We start from the raw sequence: 12,780 nt of genomic DNA on the forward strand, positions 1-12,780 counted from the left end.
TCATGCGCGCCCGAACCGCACCCGCCCCCGCCCTCGAAGTCGCCCTCCCGCGACCGGAGTCGGCCCGCGCCGGCCTCGCCGGTGTGGCCACGATGGCCGGCAGCGGCCTGGCCAACCAGACCGGTGCCGCGATCGGCTCGCTCGCCTTCCCCGTGCTCGGCCCGGTCGGGGTCGTCGCGGTACGCCAGTACGTCGCCGCCGCCGTCCTGCTGGCCGTCGGCAGGCCGCGGCTGCGCGCCTTCACCTGGCGGCAGTGGTGGCCGGTGATCCTGCTGGCCGTCGTGTTCGGCACCATGAACCTGTCGCTGTACACGTCCATCGACCGGATCGGCCTCGGCCTCGCGGTGACGCTGGAGTTCCTCGGCCCGCTCGCCATCGCCCTGGCGGGCTCACGCCGTCGGGTGGACGCCCTGTACTCGCTCCTCGCCGCCACGGGTGTCGTGGTCCTGATGCGGCCGCAGCCCTCCGCCGACTACCTCGGCATGGCCCTGGGCCTGCTGGCGGCCGCCTGCTGGGCGTCGTACATCCTGCTGAACCGCACGGTCGGGCAGCGCCTGCCGGGTGCGGAGGGGGCGGGGGCCGCGGCGGCGCTGTCCGCCCTGCTGTTCCTGCCGGTCGGCATCGTGCTGGCGGTACGGCAGCCGCCGACGGCCGGTGCCCTCGCCTGCGCCGTCGCGGCCGGGATCCTCTCCTCGGCCGTCCCCTACCTCGCGGACCTGTTCACCCTGCGACACGTCCCGGCCCGTGCCTTCGGGCTCTTCATGAGCGTCAACCCCGTCCTCGCCGCGCTCGTCGGCCTCGTCGGCCTCGGGCAAGGACTGGGCGGGCCGGAGTGGCTCGGCATCGGGGCGATCGTCGCCGCCAACGCGCTCGCTCTCCGGGGAAGCGGACGGCGGGACCGCTGACGCTCGGGGCGGGCGGTCTCAGACCGGCCAGCCGACCGTCGGACGGGACCCCTGACCGGACTCGGCGGCCCCCATCGCCTCGATGTCGTGCGTGGCCGCACTGACCAACTGCCCGGCGAGGTCGTTCAGGGCCCGGCCCGCCGCCAGCTCGTCACCGATCTCCGGCACGTCCGCGTCCTCGGGGTTGCGGTGCGCGACCCCACGACCGGTGAGCGACGTGCTCCCGGTGTCCAATACCACCCGCGCTTTCGTGGTGCCCTCCTCCTCGAAGAGGTAGAGGCGGACGTTCCACTCCATGGTGTGAGACATCGTGTCCTCCTCCCACACGTCCCCCTCCATGGTGGAACCGGACCCGGGCAGCCGCCACGGGGCTCGCGCCGCTCAGGTGGACGCCTGGCCGCTGTCCTTGTGCGCGCCCCAGCCGTGCCAGCGCTCCACCTCGATCCACGCGCTCACGCGAGTGCGGACCCGGTCCGGGTAGGGCTTGCCGGTGTAGTGCGTGGCGATCCGGTCGATGTCGGCGAGGCCCTCGTCCTCGTACGTCTCGACGACGCGGCCGATGAGGGTGAGATGCGTGCCCCAGTCCTCGCCGTCGAGGACGGTGAGCGTCACGCGCGGGTCGCGGCGCAGGTGTTTCAGGCGGACCCGGCCCTCGTCCAGGCTGATCAGGGCGCGGCCGTCCTCCCACACGTACCAGGTGGGCGTGGAGACGGGCGCGCCGTCGGCGCGGAGGGTGGCCATCACGGCCGGGTTGGGGCGGCGCAGCAGTTCCTGGGCCTCGGGGGGCAGCGGCGGCTTGGACATCCTGGGTTCCTCCTGGGTGGTCAGTGCTCTTCGTCGAAGCTGGCGAAGTACGCGGCGGCCATGTCCTCGTCGCCGTGTCCCTGCGCGGCGGCGCGTTCCAGGCGGGCGGCGCCCGCGGCGGCGACGTCGAGGCGGACCCCGCCGCGCTCTCCGGCCTCGACGATCAGCCGGGCGTCCTTGGCGGCGGTGCCCACGGCGAACTGGGCCGGGGAGAGCCGGTCCTCGAGGATCAGCCCCGACTTGGCGCGCAGATAGCCCATGTCGAGCGGTCCGCCCTCGATGAGGTCGAAGAAGCGGCGCGGGTCGACGCCGAGGGCCCGGGACAGGGCGAGGGTCTCGCCGGCCGCGGCCGTGGCCGCGATGACCCAGCTGTTGGCGACCAGCTTCAGCCGGGTCGCCGTGCCCGCGGCACCGTCGTCGCCGGTCCACACGGTCCTGGCGCCGACAGCCTCGAAGACGGGCGTCACCTTCTCCCGGCCGTCCTCGGGCCCGGCGGCCAGCACGGTGAGCTGACCGGCCTCGGCGGGCTGCCGGGTGCCGAGCACGGGGGCGTCGTAGAAGGTGAGTTCGTGCTCGCGGGCGAAGTCGGCGAGGCCGGGCAGGGCGTCGAGGCCCGCGGTGGTCGACTGCACCCATGCCGTGCCGGGACTCAGCGCGTTCGCGGCCCGGCGCATCACGTCCAGGGCGGCGGGACCGTCGTGCAGCACGGTCAGCACGACGTCGGCGCCCCGCACGGCCTCGGCCGGGGTGTCCGCGACGAACGCGCCCTCGGCAGCCAGCGGTTCGGCCTTGGCCCGGGTGCGGTTCCAGGCGCGTACCTCGTGTCCCGCGCGGGCGAGGTTACGGGCCATCGCGGCCCCCATGATGCCGGTGCCCAGCACCGCGACCGTGAGCTTCTCGGTCATGACGTTCGCCTTCCTGTCTCGTCCTCGGGTACGTCAGCGGCGGGCGGCCCGGACCAGACCGTCCAGCCAGGCCTGGTGGCCGTTGAGCATCGGGTTCGGCCGCTCCTCGGCCAGGGCCGCGGCGGGCTCGCCGATCTGCGTCTCCTGGGTGAGGATCCGTACCCGTCCACCGGGCAGATCCTCCACCAGCCAGGCGTGCAGTACGTCGAGCCGCTCCGCCGGGGTGCCGTCCTGCTTGGCCGTCCAGGACAGCCGCCCGGGCTCGCCGTCGGCCGGGGCCCGGAACTCCACGACCTCGGCGTCCAGGGGCGGGAAGCCGAAGGTGCCGAAGCTGAAGACGGTTCCGTCCTTCAGCCCGGGTCCGCCGCCGTCGGGGAAGGAGATGCCGGCGACGTTGTCGTAGTACGACTCCCAGGCCGAGGTGTCGGTCAGGTACCGCCAGACCTGGGCGGCGGTGACGCCCTGGACGATCACCTCGTTGGAGACGAAGTTGTCGCCGGTGCCGGGGAGGTACTTCTCGGGCCAATTGATCGCGTTCTGCTTGCTCATGGGGGCCTCTCGGAGGGGGTGACGTGCACGACCGTAGGCCTGGATGCCATCCGCCCACCAATAGGAAGGCCGATTTCTGATATCGGTGCCCCGATGGATGCGGTCGTTAGGCTGGACACCGTGAAGCACCCGACCCAGCTCCCCGCCCACGCGGATCTGAACCTGCTGCGCACCTTTCTCGGGGTGTACCGCGCGGGCTCGTTCACGGCCGCCGCGCCCCGGCTCGGGCTCTCCCAGCCGACCGTGACCGCGCAGATCCGCACGCTGGAGCAGCAGACCGGGCGTGACCTGTTCACGCGGCTGCCGCGCGGGGTGGAGCCGACGCCGTACGCCCATGAGCTGGCCGCGCGGACCGCGGGTCCGCTGGACGCGCTGGCGACGCTGGAGGACTCCGGCGCGGCGACGGCGCCCGTACACCTGGCCGGGCCCTCGGAACTGCTCTGCGTCCGGGTGCTGCCCGCGCTGGCGCCGCTCGTCACCGACGGCGTCCAGCTGCGGGTCACCCAGGGTCTGCCCGAGCCGCTGCTGGAGGAGATGCGCGCCGGACGCCACGACCTGGTGATCACCACGCGCCGCCCGCGCGGCAGGGGATTCGATTCAGCTCCCCTGGCCGACGAGGAATACCTGCTGGTCGCGGGCCCGGTCTGGGCCGAGCGGGTGGCGAGGGCCGGTGATGTGTGCGCGGCGCTGAGCGGGGTGCCGATGGTGACGTACGCCGAGGATCTGCCGATCCTGCGCCGCTACTGACGCACCGTCTTCGGCAAGCAGCTCACGGCCCGCGCGGCGGTCACCGTGCCCAACCTGTACGCGGTGCTGTCCGCGGTCAACGCGGGTGCGGGCTACAGCGTCCTGCCCCGCTCGCTGTGCCAGGAGTACCTGGACTCCGGCCGCCTCGTCCTCCTGCACGCCCCGGAGGAGGCCCCGCTGAACACGCTGTTCCTCGTCCAGCGGCCGGGCACGGACGCCCATCCCGACGTGGTGCGGGTCCGTGACTGCCTGCGGCAGGCGGCCCTGGCCTGGTAGGCCGGTCAGTCGCCGCGCAGGATGAGGTCGAGCAGCCCGGGGAAGCGCGCCTCGAACTCCTCGCGCCGCAGCCGGTTGACGCGCTTGGGCCCCTCGTCCCGCTGTTCGACGAGGCCCGCTCCGCGCAGCACGGAGAAGTGATGACTGAGCGCGGCCTTGCCGACCGGCACGTCGAAGCTGCCGCAGCTGCGCGTCCAGTCGGCCGAGCCCGCCAGCTCTCGGATGAGCTGCATGCGGACGGGATCGGCCACCGCGGAGAGCGCGACCTGGACGGAGACGTCCTCGGGATCCGTGTGCACCGGTGCGGCCCGATGACTGCCGCCCCCTCCGGCCACCTGCTGCGCCATGCCCGCTCCCCGTCTCGCTTGCCGAGTGTTCGATCCGTATCTTACAGTCCGAGTGTTCGCTTTCCATTGAACACCTTGGATCGAGGGGTCACCCATGCGCGCAGTCGAATTCCGGGAGTACGGCGGTCCCGAGGTGCTGGAGGTCGTGGAGACCGACGCCCCCGAGCCCGGCCCTGGGCAGGTGACCATCGACGCCGCCTTCGTGGGCGTGAACTTCGCCGACCTCAAGGCACGCTCCGAGGGCTACCGGGTGTCCTCGCTGCCCCACCGTCCCGGCCTGGAGCTCTCCGGGCGCATCCGGGCCGTCGGTGAAGGCGTCGAGGGCCTGCGCCCCGGACAGGAGGTCGCCGCGCTCGTCGGCGGCGGCGCCTACGCGGAGGTCGTCGTCGCCGACGCCGCCACCGTCCTCCCGCTCCCCGAGGGCCTGAACCTGCGCACCGCCGCCACCCTCCCCACGGTCCTGCCGACCGTGCACGCGCTGCTGCACGAGGTGGGCCGGCTGCGGGCCGGGGAGAGCGTGCTGGTGCACGGCGCGGCGGGCGGCATCGGCACCGTCGCCGGACAGCTGGCCCGGGCGGCGGGCGCCGGGGCGGTGTACGGCGTGGTCTCCTCGGCGGACAAGGCCGCGTACGCGCTCAAGCACGGCTACGACGAGGTGTTCACCGCCGACTCCTTCGCCGAGGACGTCCGCCGCGCCACCGGCGGCCGGGGCGTCGACCTCGTCCTCGACCCGGTCGGCGGCGACACCCTGCGCCGGGGCCTCGACACCCTCTCCGTCTTCGGCCGCCTGGTGTCCTTCGGCAACGCGAGCGGAGAGACGCCCTGGCAGGTCGGCCAGCCCGAGCTCTACGGCCGGGGCCGCTCCGTCGCGGGCTTCTCCGTCCTGTCCCTCGCCCAGTCCGCGCCTCGGGAGCTGCGAGCGCTGGCCGAGCGGGCCTTCCGTACGGTGACCGACGGGATGGTCGAGCTGCCGATCACCGCGGAGTTCGCCCTGTCGGACGCGGCCGGGGCGCACCGGCTGATGGGCGGGCGCACCTCCACGGGCAAGCTGGTCCTGCGGGTCGGCGAGTGAGCCGCCCCCGCGACTCGGCGGGCCGTCTCGGGCCCGTGGCCCCGGCTGCGTAACGTGAACAGGGATGAGCACCAGACCCTCACCGCCCAGGAAGCCCTCCGAAGACTTCGACACCGGCGCGCCGTTGAGCAACGTCGAACTCGTCGCCGGTGTGGTGTCCGTGACGGTCCTGGTGGAGGTCCTCGGCGCCCTGTCCGGCTCCGGGGTGTGGCTGCTCGGCCTGCTGGTGTTCCTGCCGGGAACGGCGTCGGCGCTGTGCACGGAGCGGCAGACCTGGTTCGTGTCCGCGTGGACCGCCGTGGTCGTCACGGTCTCGGTGCTGACCCGCCCGGCCGGCACCGAGCACTGGCTGGACCGCCTGCTGCTGGTGCTGCTCACCCTCGCGCTGGGCGTCACCTCCGTCTACGCCTGCCGCCGACGCGTCCAGCGCGAGCGGGAGATGCTGAGCCTGCGCTCCGCCGCCGCGGCCATGCAGCGGCACATCCTGCACCCCCTGCCTGTGGTCAGCGAGGACGTCATGGTGAACGGCGTCTACGAGCCGGTGCACGAGGACCGGCTCGTCGGCGGCGACATCTATGACGTCGTCGACTCGCCCTGGGGCACCCGGATCCTGATCGGCGATGTGCAGGGCAAGGGCCTGGCCGCCGTGGGTGCCGCGTTCGCCGTGGTCGGCGCCTTCCGCGAGGCGGCCTACCGGGAGCCCACGCTCACCGCGCTCGTCGACATCCTGGACGCCGCCGTCGTTCGCCACAACGCGCAGGCCCACCAGAGCGGCGACGACGAGCGGTTCGTCACCGCGCTCATCCTCGGCGTCGACGCGGACACCGAGGTGCAGGCGGTCAACTGCGGGCACATCCCGCCCCGGCTCCTCGCCGGCGGCCGGGTCACCGTGCCACCGCTGGACTCCGGGGTGCCGCTCGGTCTGGCCGAACTCGCCGTCGAGCCCACGACCGTGGACTGGTTCGACTTCCCGCCGGGCGCCACGCTCCTGCTGACCACCGACGGCCTCACCGAGACCCGCGCCGCGGACGGCACGTTCTACCCGCTGGACGAGCGCCTCGCCGAGCACCTCGCCCTGTCCCCCACCGGACTGCCCCGCGCACTGCGCGACGAGGCCCGCGCTTTCGCCGGGGACACCCGCCGCCACGACGACATCGCCGTCCTGACGGTCCGCCGCTCACCCCGCGCCCTCCCGTGACCTACTCGGCCACAAGGTCAATACTGCCTCCGTAGGCACTCGTCCGTACCCGTCCGGCCCATCCACCCAGGAGGTACCCATGAGGATGCTCATCAACGTCGCGGAGACCGTCGTCGCGGACGCGCTGCGCGGCATGGCGGCCGCTCATCCCGAACTCACCGTGGACGTGGAGAACCGGGTGGTCGTACGGCGGGACGCGCCCGTGGCCGGGAAGGTCGCCCTGGTCTCCGGTGGCGGTTCGGGGCACGAACCGCTGCACGGCGGTTTCGTGGGGCCCGGGATGCTGTCTGCGGCCTGTCCGGGCGAGGTGTTCACCTCCCCGGTGCCGGACCAGATGGTGCGGGCCGCGGCGGCCGTGGACAGCGGCGCGGGCGTGCTGTTCGTCGTGAAGAACTACACCGGCGACGTCCTCAACTTCGACATGGCCGCCGAACTCGCCGAGGACGAGGGCATCCAGGTGGCGAAGGTCCTCGTCGACGACGACGTGGCGGTCACGGACAGCCTGTACACGGCCGGGCGCCGCGGCACCGGCGCGACCCTCTTCGTGGAGAAGATCGCGGGCGCCGCCGCCGACAAGGGCATGCCGCTGGAGCGGGTGGAGGCGATCGCCCGGCAGGTGAACGAGAACTCCCGCTCCTTCGGTGTGGCGCTCAGCGCGTGCACCACGCCCGCGAAGGGCAGCCCGACCTTCGATCTGCCCCCGGGCGAACTGGAGTTGGGCATCGGCATCCACGGCGAGCCCGGCCGGGAGCGGCGGCCCATGATGACCTCGGGCGAGATCGCCGACTTCGCGGTGCACGCGATCCTGGAGGACATGCTCCCGCGCAACCCGGTACTGGTCCTGGTCAACGGCATGGGCGCGACCCCGCTGCTGGAGCTGTACGGCTTCAACGCCGAGGTCCAGCGGGTGCTCGCCGAGCGGGGGGTCGCCGTCGCCCGCACCCTCGTCGGCAATTACGTCACGTCCCTGGACATGGCGGGCGCCTCGGTCACCCTGTGCCAGATCGACGAGGAGCTGCTGCGGCTGTGGGACGCGCCGGTGAAGACGGCCGGGCTGCGCTGGGGCAAGTGAGCGGGCGTCGCTCGGGTGTCAACGTACCTACCACGCAAGGAGATCCCGTGCTCGACGCCGACTTCTTCCGCCGCTGGATGACCGCGACCGCGGCCTCCGTGGAACGAGAGGCGGAACGGCTCACCGCCCTCGACTCGCCCATCGGAGACGCCGACCACGGCAGCAATCTGCTGCGCGGCTTCCGTGCCGTGACCGCCACCCTGGACAAGGAGTCCCCCGACACTCCCGGCGCGGTCCTGACCCTCGCCGGACGGCAGCTGATCTCGACGGTCGGCGGCGCCTCGGGGCCGCTGTACGGGACCTTGCTGCGGCGCACCGGAAAGGCGCTCGGGGAGGCCGCCGAGGTCGACGAGGCACAGTTCGCGACCGCGTTCCGCACCGGGGTCGAGGCGGTGATGACGCTCGGGGGTGCCGCGCCGGGCGACAAGACCATGATCGACGCGCTGTTGCCGGCCGTGGACGCGCTCGACGGCGGTTTCGCCGCGGCGCGGTCCGCCGCCGAGGAGGGGGCGCTGGCCACGACTCCGCTCCAGGCGCGCAAGGGGCGGGCGAGCTACCTCGGCGAGCGCAGCATCGGGCACCAGGATCCGGGGGCGACCTCCTCGGCCCTGCTGGTCGCGGCGCTGGCGGAGGCGAACGGTGAGTGAGGACAAGCGGGTCGGGATCGTGCTGGTGTCGCACAGCGCCGAGGTGGCCGCGTCGGTCGCCGAGCTGGCGAAGGGCCTCGCGGGCGGCGGGACTTCGGTGCCCGTGGCCCCCGCCGGCGGCACCGAGGGCGGCGAGCTGGGCACCAGCGCCGAACTGATCGCGGCGGCCGCGGCGGCCGTGGACCGGGGCGCGGGGGTGGCCGTCCTGACCGACCTGGGCAGCGCGGTCCTGACCGTCAAGGCGCTCCTGGCCGAGGGCGACGAACTCCCGGACGACACCGTGCTGGTGGACGCCCCGTTCGTGGAGGGCGCGGTGGCGGCGGTGGTCACGGCGGCGACGGGCGCCGACCTCGCGACGGTACGGGCGGCAGCGGAGGAGGCGTACTCCTACCGCAAGGTCTAGGTCCGTCGTCACCTTCCCGTCGTCCGCCCGGAGGGCGGGCCTGGCGGTGGCGATGGGGGTCCCCCCTCTCGGGGAGTGCGTGCCAGGCGCCGCGCGGCAGGCGGGAATTCGACGACAGGGCCCAGCGGCTACGCGATGCCCTGCGCCGCCACCGTCAGGGCCGTGCGCAGCATCGTCTCCAGTTCGGCCCTCGACGCCGTCGTGTCGGGGGCCGGCTCCGTGGTGTGCCACGCGTGCTGTTCCACGGCCGCCCGCAGGGCCGCGTTGAACATCGCCGCCTGGATCACCGGGCGCGGATCTTCGGCGGGCAGTCCGGCCCGTTCGGCGAGCGCCCGGGCGAAGGCCGGCTCGGCCTCGTCGTACGTCTGAAGCCATACGGCGCGCAGGCCGGGCTCGGTGCGGGTGAGCCGTACCAGGGCGCCGACGGTGGCGCGTTCGGGGCCCTGGGCGATGCCGTTCCCGGCCATGAGGCTGTCGTCGAAGATCCGCTCCAGTGGCTCGCCCGGCCGCCACTGCCGCAGGCACTCGGCGATCACGTCGATCCCGGCCGAGAACAGCGGCCGCACACAGCTCTCCTTGCTCGGGAAGTAGCGCCACACGGTCCGCGCGGAGACGCCGACCGCATGTCCGATCTGTTCGCCGGTGGTCGCCGTCACGCCCTGTTCGACGAACAGGTCGACCGCGGCCCGGGCGATCTCCAGCCGGATCTCCGCCTTGCGTTCCTCGGTCAGCGGCGGTCGGCCCGTACGCGTGCGGGCTGCGCTCATGTCGTCCTCCGGCTCCGGTGATCGCTCTCCCCGGAATTCTCCACCACGACTTTATGTCACTCACAGACATTAAGTCGTAGAGTGTGCGCCGCAGGGCACTCGGCCCGCACGCACGAACAGGAGCAGCACATGACCGACGGACGCAGCGTGATCGTCACGGGAGCGGGTTCGGGCATCGGCCGGGCCGCGGCGCTGGCCTTCGGCGCCCAGGGCGACCGGGTCGTGGCAGCGGACCTCAACGCCGAGGGCGCGCAGGCCGTCGTCAAGGAGATCGAGGAGGCGGGCGGCACGGCGGTCGCCGTCACCGGGGACCTCAGCGAGCAGTCGGTCGTCGACGCCGTGGTCGCCGCCGCCGTGGAGCGCTTCGGCGGCGTGGACGTGCTGGTCAACAACGCCGGGATCATGGACCGCATGTCGGCGGTCGCGGACGTGAGCGACGCGGAGTGGGAGCGGGTGATCCGGGTCAACCTCACCGCCCCGTTCCAGCTCACCCGGGCCGTCCTGCCGCACATGCTGGCCGCGGGCAGGGGCGCGATCGTGAACACCGCTTCCGAGGCGGGCCTGCGGGGCAGCGCGGCGGGCGCCGCGTACACGGCCTCGAAGCACGGCATGGTGGGCCTGACGAAGAACCTCGCGGTGATGTACCGCAAGCAGGGGATCCGCGCCAACGCCATCGCGCCCGGCGGCACTCAGACGGGCATCGTCGTCGACGCCGAGCAGAACGCGCACGGGCCCACGGCGCTCGGCCCGCACTTCGTCAACGTCGGCCGGCTCGCCCAGCCCGAGGAGCAGGCCGCGGCCATCGTGTTCCTCGCCTCGGACGCGGCGAGCAACATCAACGGCGTGGTGCTGCCCGTGGACGACGGCTGGTCGGCGGTCTGAGGCCGGATGTCAGGGGGCGAGCAGGAACTTGCGCGCCAGCCGCTCCCCCACGGCGTCGGCGGCCTCGCGGTCCTCGATCGGGTCCACCCGCGTGTCCTTGAAGACGATGTAGGTCACCCCCGAGTCGGTGCCGCCGCCGTGCGGGTCGGGATTCACACCGAGTTCCTCGGCGGCGGCGTAGGAGGCCTCGCCGATGATGTCGGCGGGCCCCACGTCGCCGACGACCGCGTACCGCACGCGGTCCCCGTGCACCAGGGCGACCACCGAGCCGCCGCGGATCCCATGGTCCCGGTAGTCCCAGATCGGGCTCGGCGCGGGCACGACTACGTACGGGAGGGTCTCGGCGTCCAAGTGGCGCCCGTCGGACTGCTGGAAGGCGGTCGCGTCGCTGAAGTGCGGGTCCGTGCCGCTGTTGCAGCGGCGGCCCGGCCGTCCGTCGCAGTCGATGTCCAGATCGGCCTGCCAGAAGACGGCCTCCCGGGTGCCGCAGACCGGGATCGTCGCGGGCCCGCCGGAGTCACCGCTGTACCGGCCGTGCGAGATCTGGGCGCACTCGCCCGCCTTGGCCAGCAGGTCGGCGGCGCGGACCTCGCCCAGCGGGCGCACCTCGGGCCACTCCTCGGCTGGCGGTGGGGCGTCCGGCAGGGCGGTCGGGGCGAGAAGGGCGGCACTGGCCGCGACCAGCGTCAACGACTGGACACGCACGATAAGGGACCCTCTCCGGGGGAGCACTGACGAACACTCAGCCCACCCTGGTGCCTGGTCGATCATGCGGCCACCGTTCGGGGGCCAGACGGTGCACGCGTCCGCACGTGCGGCGGTACGGCGCGCCGAACTTCCGGCAGCGGCCGGGAGTATGAGCCCGTGTCGGCTCGGCCTCCCGGCCGCGCACGGCCGGCGCGGGAACAGCGACGACAGCGGTCCGCGCCACCGGCATGAACTCCCGAGCCCTCAGAGGGAGTTCAGCCGCGAGGGTCAGCATACGTAACCATCGCGAACACACATCCACGACCGCCCTCTTGATGTGATCGCGTCAGCCGCGTCATATTGGTCCGGACCATTGCCGCGCCGATGTCGTCACCCCAACGGCCGCGGCCCCTGATCCGGGGAGGCCATGTCGTGCGACGCGTTCCCGTACCCGCCCGCCCGCGCCGGCTCGCGCTGCTGTGCGGCGCGCTCGCCCTGATCGCCTCCTGCGGCTGGCAGGGCCGGACCGACGAGGGCCCGCTGCCCGGCGCGCCCCGGGGCGTCACGGCCGAGGCGGGCAGCGCGACCAGCGTGCACGTGATGTGGAACGCCGTGGCGGCGAGCCAGGGCATCGACGGCTACGAGGTGTATCGCGGCACCACAAAGGTGAAGGACGTGCCGGGTGACGAACACATGGTGGATGTCACCCGGCTCCGCCCCGGCACGGCCTACGTCTTCCACGTCAGGGCCCGCGACACCGACGGCCGCCTCGGACCGCCGAGCCAGGAGGTGCGGGCCACGACCCCGGCCGCCGGCCCGGCCGACCGCGCGGCACCGACCGCGCCGGGCGCCGTCCGGGGGCGGGCGGTGGGCAGCCGGGCGGTGCAGCTGTCCTGGTCCGCGGCCGAGGACGACCGAGGAGTGGTGTCGTACGACATCCAGCAGGGCGGCACGAAGATCCACAGTGTGGGCGGGAACCAGACCGCGACCGTGGTCACCGGACTGCGCCCCGGCACCCGCTACACCTTCACGGTCCGCGCCCGGGACGCCGCCGACAACGCCTCGCCCGCCGGGACGCCCGTCCGGCTCACCACCCCCGGCACCGACGACGGCCGCGGCACCGCACCGGCCGACTTCGGCGCCACCACCCACCTCGACAAGGCGGAAGGCGCGTACTACATCGACCTGAGCTGGGTTCCGCCACGCACGGACGGCGTGGTCACGGAGTACCAGGTCCATCTGGACGGGCGGTCCGCCACCTCGGTGGTGTACGGCGGTGACGCGCCGCGCGAGCGGGGCACCTACAGCTTCTACGCGGGCACCGAGGCCGGGGTGAGCCACCGGGTGAAGCTCAGGGCCCGGCTGCCCGACGGGACCTGGGGCGGGTTCTCGGCGGAGCGGACGGTGACCACGGGCAAGGCGGCACCGTGATCCGGCGCCGTCCATGGGCCGGACGAAGGAATCCGTCACCTGCCCGGGGGCGGTCCGCGTGCGGGACGGGCCGGGTGCGCGTTGGCTG

At 73.4% G+C, this 12,780-nt stretch carries 15 protein-coding genes and 1 pseudogene; 9 read left to right on the plus strand and 7 right to left on the minus strand.

Features of this window, described 5'->3' with window-relative positions:
• Positions 1–2 precede the first annotated feature (2 nt).
• On the plus strand, positions 3–905 hold the full coding sequence (locus tag AC068Z_RS18690) for an EamA family transporter (protein WP_478556531.1): 903 nt from the start codon (positions 3–5) through the stop codon (positions 903–905).
• 18 nt (positions 906–923) lie between these two features.
• Here AC068Z_RS18690 and AC068Z_RS18695 read toward each other — a convergent pair whose 3' ends face one another.
• The 4 genes from AC068Z_RS18695 to AC068Z_RS18710 form a co-directional block, all read right to left on the minus strand.
• The gene (locus tag AC068Z_RS18695) at positions 924–1,214 is read right to left on the minus strand and encodes a DUF1876 domain-containing protein (RefSeq protein ID WP_478556533.1); all 291 of its coding nucleotides are present in this window, start codon (positions 1,212–1,214) and stop codon (positions 924–926) included.
• Positions 1,215–1,286: 72 nt separating this feature from the next.
• Positions 1,287–1,709 carry a PPOX class F420-dependent oxidoreductase gene (locus AC068Z_RS18700; RefSeq protein ID WP_478556535.1) on the minus strand — a complete coding sequence of 141 codons (423 nt, stop codon included), beginning with the start codon at positions 1,707–1,709 and terminating at the stop codon, positions 1,287–1,289.
• Positions 1,710–1,729: 20 nt separating this feature from the next.
• The gene (locus AC068Z_RS18705; protein ID WP_478556537.1) at positions 1,730–2,614 is read right to left on the minus strand and encodes an NAD(P)-dependent oxidoreductase; all 885 of its coding nucleotides are present in this window, start codon (positions 2,612–2,614) and stop codon (positions 1,730–1,732) included.
• A gap of 33 nt (positions 2,615–2,647) precedes the next feature.
• Positions 2,648–3,163: an SRPBCC family protein gene (locus AC068Z_RS18710; protein ID WP_478556539.1), complete on the minus strand. Its 516-nt coding sequence runs from the start codon at positions 3,161–3,163 to the stop codon at positions 2,648–2,650.
• Between the two features lie 93 nt (positions 3,164–3,256).
• Here AC068Z_RS18710 and AC068Z_RS18715 point away from each other — a divergent pair.
• Positions 3,257–4,186, plus strand: a pseudogene (locus tag AC068Z_RS18715) (LysR family transcriptional regulator).
• A gap of 5 nt (positions 4,187–4,191) precedes the next feature.
• Here the strand turns inward: AC068Z_RS18715 and AC068Z_RS18720 are convergent.
• The gene (locus tag AC068Z_RS18720) at positions 4,192–4,533 is read right to left on the minus strand and encodes an ArsR/SmtB family transcription factor (protein ID WP_478556541.1); all 342 of its coding nucleotides are present in this window, start codon (positions 4,531–4,533) and stop codon (positions 4,192–4,194) included.
• Between the two features lie 94 nt (positions 4,534–4,627).
• On the opposite strand from AC068Z_RS18720, the gene AC068Z_RS18725 reads away from it, so the two are divergent.
• The 5 genes from AC068Z_RS18725 to AC068Z_RS18745 all read left to right on the plus strand — a co-directional run bounded on the left by AC068Z_RS18725 (position 4,628) and on the right by AC068Z_RS18745 (position 8,925).
• Positions 4,628–5,605, plus strand: a complete 978-nt coding sequence (locus AC068Z_RS18725) for a quinone oxidoreductase family protein (protein ID WP_478556543.1) — start codon at positions 4,628–4,630, stop codon at positions 5,603–5,605.
• Positions 5,606–5,669: 64 nt separating this feature from the next.
• A complete protein-coding gene (locus AC068Z_RS18730; protein ID WP_478556545.1) occupies positions 5,670–6,803 on the plus strand; it encodes a PP2C family protein-serine/threonine phosphatase in 1,134 nt (377 codons plus the stop codon).
• A gap of 79 nt (positions 6,804–6,882) precedes the next feature.
• Positions 6,883–7,875 (plus strand): dihydroxyacetone kinase subunit DhaK, encoded by a 993-nt coding sequence (dhaK, locus tag AC068Z_RS18735; protein WP_478556547.1) that lies wholly within the window; start codon positions 6,883–6,885, stop codon positions 7,873–7,875.
• A 47-nt stretch (positions 7,876–7,922) separates the two neighbouring features.
• Entirely contained in the window at positions 7,923–8,522 is a 600-nt protein-coding gene (gene dhaL / locus AC068Z_RS18740; protein ID WP_478556549.1) for a dihydroxyacetone kinase subunit DhaL, read from the plus strand.
• Positions 8,515–8,925, plus strand: coding sequence for a PTS-dependent dihydroxyacetone kinase phosphotransferase subunit DhaM (locus tag AC068Z_RS18745; protein ID WP_478556551.1), 411 nt, complete (start codon positions 8,515–8,517; stop codon positions 8,923–8,925). Before dhaL ends, AC068Z_RS18745 begins: the two co-directional genes overlap by 8 nt.
• Before the next feature lie 128 nt (positions 8,926–9,053).
• Here the strand turns inward: AC068Z_RS18745 and AC068Z_RS18750 are convergent, their stop codons facing one another.
• On the minus strand, positions 9,054–9,692 hold the full coding sequence (locus AC068Z_RS18750) for a TetR/AcrR family transcriptional regulator (protein ID WP_478556552.1): 639 nt from the start codon (positions 9,690–9,692) through the stop codon (positions 9,054–9,056).
• A gap of 129 nt (positions 9,693–9,821) precedes the next feature.
• Here AC068Z_RS18750 and AC068Z_RS18755 point away from each other — a divergent pair, with 129 nt between their 5' ends.
• The gene (locus AC068Z_RS18755) at positions 9,822–10,574 is read left to right on the plus strand and encodes an SDR family NAD(P)-dependent oxidoreductase (RefSeq protein WP_478556554.1); all 753 of its coding nucleotides are present in this window, start codon (positions 9,822–9,824) and stop codon (positions 10,572–10,574) included.
• 9 nt (positions 10,575–10,583) lie between these two features.
• Here AC068Z_RS18755 and AC068Z_RS18760 read toward each other — a convergent pair whose 3' ends face one another.
• The gene (locus AC068Z_RS18760; protein ID WP_478556556.1) at positions 10,584–11,279 is read right to left on the minus strand and encodes a glycoside hydrolase family 75 protein; all 696 of its coding nucleotides are present in this window, start codon (positions 11,277–11,279) and stop codon (positions 10,584–10,586) included.
• Positions 11,280–11,693: 414 nt separating this feature from the next.
• Here AC068Z_RS18760 and AC068Z_RS18765 point away from each other — a divergent pair, with 414 nt between their 5' ends.
• Positions 11,694–12,692, plus strand: coding sequence for a fibronectin type III domain-containing protein (locus tag AC068Z_RS18765; protein WP_478556558.1), 999 nt, complete (start codon positions 11,694–11,696; stop codon positions 12,690–12,692).
• Positions 12,693–12,780 lie beyond the last annotated feature (88 nt).

The organism is Streptomyces sp. NPDC043726 (assembly GCF_056436565.1).

Bases quoted from the DNA above. Each gene is read 5' to 3' on its own strand.
- AC068Z_RS18690 (WP_478556531.1), top strand. From the start codon at position 3: ATGCGCGCCCGAACCGCACCCGCCCCCGCCCTCGAAGTCGCCCTCCCG.
- AC068Z_RS18695 (WP_478556533.1), bottom strand. From the start codon at position 1,214: ATGTCTCACACCATGGAGTGGAACGTCCGCCTCTACCTCTTCGAGGAG.
- AC068Z_RS18700 (WP_478556535.1), bottom strand. From the start codon at position 1,709: ATGTCCAAGCCGCCGCTGCCCCCCGAGGCCCAGGAACTGCTGCGCCGC.
- AC068Z_RS18705 (WP_478556537.1), bottom strand. From the start codon at position 2,614: ATGACCGAGAAGCTCACGGTCGCGGTGCTGGGCACCGGCATCATGGGG.
- AC068Z_RS18710 (WP_478556539.1), bottom strand. From the start codon at position 3,163: ATGAGCAAGCAGAACGCGATCAATTGGCCCGAGAAGTACCTCCCCGGC.
- AC068Z_RS18720 (WP_478556541.1), bottom strand. From the start codon at position 4,533: ATGGCGCAGCAGGTGGCCGGAGGGGGCGGCAGTCATCGGGCCGCACCG.
- AC068Z_RS18725 (WP_478556543.1), top strand. From the start codon at position 4,628: ATGCGCGCAGTCGAATTCCGGGAGTACGGCGGTCCCGAGGTGCTGGAG.
- AC068Z_RS18730 (WP_478556545.1), top strand. From the start codon at position 5,670: ATGAGCACCAGACCCTCACCGCCCAGGAAGCCCTCCGAAGACTTCGAC.
- dhaK (WP_478556547.1), top strand. From the start codon at position 6,883: ATGAGGATGCTCATCAACGTCGCGGAGACCGTCGTCGCGGACGCGCTG.
- AC068Z_RS18750 (WP_478556552.1), bottom strand. From the start codon at position 9,692: ATGAGCGCAGCCCGCACGCGTACGGGCCGACCGCCGCTGACCGAGGAA.
- AC068Z_RS18755 (WP_478556554.1), top strand. From the start codon at position 9,822: ATGACCGACGGACGCAGCGTGATCGTCACGGGAGCGGGTTCGGGCATC.